Raw genomic sequence first — 2,938 nt, 5'->3', positions numbered from 1 at the left:
CATATGTGACAATCCTATATAAAAAATGGTCAAATGAATCACGTATAAAAGTGTGGATTCTTAAGTGGATTCATATAAAATAATTGCATGCAACATATTGACTTTATTGTATTTTTTATGATAATATCCAATCCGCACTCAGTTCACTCCAATGGGATTTTGGAAACATTTGCTTGGCAACTTCCAAGGGCTTGCGGTCTACGTACCATAAGCGTTGTGCATCGGTTAAATTCGGTTGTACTGCCGCACTATCCCAAATCATCTTTAACGGATCTAAACGTGTAATAACCGGTTCACCATCAAGGCTGTTTTCATAATCAAGTCGTGTATCTGTCCAGCCCATGCCGCAAATAACAGCATCTTGGAAAGCATCCGAATCCGCATACTCAGCTTGTGCCATATCGCGAAACCATTCTGCCGCCCCTGTAAGCAATTCACTGGGCAATGATTTCCCTATTTGACGGGGGATAAACTGCACTTCACGTTTGTTATTGCGCTCCGATCCCACAACCGCATTCACCAGCGGGGCAATGCGATTAAAGGTCATAACGGGGCGGCGTTGCTCTTTTAAAGCCGCTAAATCTTGTTCATTCCACTGATCGCCATTGTAAAAACGAAAATCTTCACGCGCATGCTCGCGCCATTTATTCACGTGCTCAACATCTTCTTTATACCAACTGACAAGCTTGCGAAACAAACCTTCTGTCGACAGATCTGAAATGTTGCTAACTTGCTCTAAACGCTCTTCATCATGCATCATTCTGCCATCCATGACGTGCTCTCATAGGCCTCTCTACCACTGTAAGCTTGTCTCTTCTGTTTCTGTATCGGTTGCTCATAACCTACACACATTAATCCAAAGGCATCTGCAGCATGACTCGACCAATCATGTTCTGCTCCCAAACCAATATCTCGCTTCTCATCCCATTTCTCGTGATACCAGTTCAATGCCTTACAACCCGCTACTGTGGTCTCTTCGTTGGATAACACATTGATTTATAATGATAATCTAGCGTTATTCATATTGAATGAGAGTCCCGAATAACGTAAGATTCTCTCATTTCAAATCTGTTTATGTTGCATCAATCAAAATCACTCATTTGCACGTCACAAGCGGGGCTGGTGTGTGGGTAAAAACTGTATAAGAAAGGAGTAAAAATGGTCCTTATGAACCGTCTTAATGCAAGATCTGTCGCAACATTGGGGGCTGGCAAATATAATGATGGTGCCGGCTTGTTACTTCATAAGCGTAAAGATGGTGGTGCTCAATGGCTTTATCGCTATACCCTTCACGGGCGCCGCCGTGAAATGGGATTGGGTGCCTTGAGAGATGTTTCTTTAAAACAAGCCCGTGAATTGGCAACTGGGTGGCGTTCTGTTTTACGTGAAGGTCGTGACCCCATTCAAGAACGCAACAAACAAAAGCGTGAAGCAATAAGCAATCTCCATTATTTAAAAGATATTGCTTTAGAGACTTTTGAAAGTCGGAAAGCTGAATTAAAAAATGATGGTAAAGATGGGCGTTGGTTTTCGCCTTTAAAACTGCATATTTTACCCAAATTAGGTTGCCTCCCCGTTTCAGAGATTACACAAACAGAGATACGCAATACGCTTTCCCCTATTTGGCATTCAAAAGCTGCAACAGCTAATAGGGCTCTTATTCGTCTCAATATGTGTCTCAAACATGCGGCTGCTCTAGGATTGAATGTTGACTTACAGGCAACAGAAAAAGCGCGTGCTCTCTTAGGTAAACAACGCCATAAAACACAAAACTTTCCAGCCATGGATTGGAAAGATGTCCCTGCCTTTTATAAAACACTTTGTCAAAAAACAACGATGACACATTTGGCATTACGCTTGCTTATCCTTACAGGGGTTCGTACACGTCCTTTACGTTATATTCATAAGGATCAAGTTGATGGAGATATATGGACAATTCCTGCTGAAGGTATGAAAGGTAGACGTGATGCTACAATAGAATTTCGAGTGCCTTTATCATCTGAAGCATTAAAAGTGATTAAAGAAGCGCATCCTTTGTCTCACAATGGTTTCCTTTTTTCTGCTACCGGTCGCGGTCCTCTTGCGGTAAATTGTATGGCTCAATATATGCAACAGACTGGACNTCGCTGAAACTATTCTAAGTCATACGGTTGGGGGTAAAGTAGAGCGTGCCTATCGTCGTACAGATTATTTAGAACAGCGCCGTGTTTATATGGATAAATGGGCGGCATATGTCACGGGTCAATCTTAAGATATGGGGTGCATAACCCCATTATCTGTGGATAACTTTCTCTCTCTCTTCTCTCATATCATCTCAATAAGACTCATAAATTATCACATGAGAAAATGTATAATAAAATACTGTTTTCTATGAATAAAATACCTTCAAAAATAAACCAAAATGTGTTTAATAAATAGGCATGATTTGTTCTCATTTTTTTACTTTTGAAAGAATTTTACGATGATAGAAAATGATATTCTTTTAACAGACCGTGAAAGTGCAAAATTGCTTCATATGAGTGTCTCAACTTTCCGCCGTCATGTTACAAATGGCTCTCTTCCAAAACCTTTAAAATTTGGTTTTTTATCGCGTTGGTTACAATCAGATCTTTTGAATGTAATAGAGCAAGCTAAACAGCAGCGTCAAAGTGATGCGGCATAAAAAAACCTTGTCACGTAAAGACGGACAAGGCTTTCCATTTTCACTCAAAGAATGAATAGCAAAATCCGTCCTATGATGCAATCATTATAGGATCAAAAATATGTCTTCTTATATCAATGCTCGGGGCATTACACGTGCCTTGCGTGGGGTTTGGCATGGGCGTTATGGAACAGCCCGTTGTCCAGCCCATGATGATCAATTGCCTAGCTTATCCCTTGCCAATGGAAATGATGGGCGTCTCTTACTCTATTGTTATGCTGGCTGCTCTTTTAGAGA

The 2,938-nt window shown here is 40.9% G+C and carries 1 protein-coding gene and 3 pseudogenes; 2 read left to right on the top strand and 2 right to left on the bottom strand.

The genetic code is table 11. From position 1 onward, the window contains the following. Positions 1-127: 127 nt before the first annotated feature. Both ABD909_RS05700 and ABD909_RS05695 read right to left on the bottom strand, forming a co-directional pair. Positions 128-772, bottom strand: a pseudogene (locus ABD909_RS05700) (portal protein); the annotation flags it as partial. Then, positions 757-993, bottom strand: a pseudogene (locus ABD909_RS05695) (PBSX family phage terminase large subunit); the annotation flags it as partial. The pseudogenes ABD909_RS05695 and ABD909_RS05700, both read right to left, overlap by 16 nt. A 165-nt stretch (positions 994-1,158) precedes the next feature. On the opposite strand from ABD909_RS05695, the pseudogene ABD909_RS05690 reads away from it, so the two are divergent. Together ABD909_RS05690 and ABD909_RS05685 are read left to right on the top strand one after the other, a co-directional pair. Then, positions 1,159-2,251 (top strand): annotated as a pseudogene (locus ABD909_RS05690) (tyrosine-type recombinase/integrase). A 210-nt stretch (positions 2,252-2,461) separates the two neighbouring features. Then, on the top strand, positions 2,462-2,662 hold the full coding sequence (locus ABD909_RS05685) for a helix-turn-helix transcriptional regulator (protein WP_015856732.1): 201 nt from the start codon (positions 2,462-2,464) through the stop codon (positions 2,660-2,662). Positions 2,663-2,938: the final 276 nt, after the last annotated feature.

It is taken from the genome of Bartonella acomydis (assembly GCF_039543025.1).
Taxonomy (GTDB): domain Bacteria; phylum Pseudomonadota; class Alphaproteobacteria; order Rhizobiales; family Rhizobiaceae; genus Bartonella; species Bartonella acomydis.
The sequence above is the reverse complement of the archived record's forward strand: the minus strand, read 5'-3'. Positions and strand labels throughout refer to the sequence as shown.

What these genes read in the sequence shown, in the direction of transcription:
- ABD909_RS05685 (WP_015856732.1), top strand. Translation starts at nt 2,462, where the DNA reads ATGATAGAAAATGATATTCTTTTAACAGACCGTGAAAGTGCAAAATTG.